The sequence below is a fragment of the Streptomyces sp. M2CJ-2 genome (assembly GCF_016757295.1).
Taxonomy (GTDB): Bacteria; Actinomycetota; Actinomycetes; order Streptomycetales; family Streptomycetaceae; genus Streptomyces.
This window is the reverse complement of record NZ_JAESIF010000254.1, coordinates 1-982: the sequence shown is the minus strand read 5'-3', so window position 1 is coordinate 982 and position 982 is coordinate 1. Positions and strand designations below refer to the sequence as shown.

At 69.7% G+C, this 982-nt stretch carries 1 protein-coding gene; it reads right to left on the bottom strand.

Annotated features, from left to right (window positions below):
- Position 1: 1 nt before the first annotated feature.
- Positions 2 to 982 (bottom strand): acyl-CoA dehydrogenase family protein (locus JL475_RS39150; protein ID WP_202282950.1); only part of this gene is annotated, 981 nt, incomplete at its 5' end.

Genomic DNA, 982 nt, shown 5'->3' with positions numbered 1-982 from the left:
GTCACGGCAGGTTGCGCGCCATCACGATCCGCTGGACCTGGTTCGTGCCCTCGTAGATCTGCGTGATCTTCGCGTCGCGCATCATGCGCTCGACCGGGTAGTCCCGGGTGTAGCCGTAGCCGCCGAGGAGCTGGACGGCGTCCGTGGTGACCTCCATGGCCACGTCGGAGGCGAAGCACTTGGCGGCGGCGCCCTGGAAGGTCAGGCCCCCCTCTCCGCCTCCGGCGGCGACGCGCTCGGACGTGGCGGCGGCCGCGTAGGTCAGCTGGCGGGCGGCCTCGATCTTCATGGCCATGTCGGCGAGCATGAACTGCACGCCCTGGAAGTCGGCGATCGGCCGGCCGAACTGCTTGCGCTCCTTGACGTAGCCCTTGGCGTAGTCGAGGGCGCCCTGGGCGATGCCGAGGGCCTGGGCGGCGATGGTGATGCGGGTGTGGTCCAGGGTCTGCATCGCGGTGGCGAAGCCGGTGCCCTCCTCGCCGATCATCCGGTCGGCGGGGATGCGGACGTGGTCGAGGTAGACCTCGCGGGTGGGCGAACCCTTGATGCCGAGCTTCTTCTCCGGGGCGCCGAAGGAGACGCCCTCGTCGGACTTCTCGACGACGAAGGCGGAGATGCCCTTGGAGCGCTTGGTGGGGTCGGTGACGGCCATGACGGTGTAGTACTCGGACTCGCCGGCGTTGGTGATCCAGCGCTTGACGCCGTTCAGGACGTAGGTGTCGCCGTCGCGGACCGCCCTGGTCTTCATGCCGGCCGCGTCCGAGCCGGCGTCCGGCTCGGAGAGGCAGTACGAGAACATGCCGTCGCCCTGGGCGAGCGGGGTCAGGTACTGCTTCTTCAGCGCCTCGGAACCGGAGAGGATCACCGGGAGGGAGCCGAGCTTGTTCACGGCGGGGATGAGCGAGGAGGACGCGCAGACGCGGGCCACCTCCTCGATCACGATGACGGTGGCGAGCGCGTCGGCGCCCGCGCCGCCGTACTG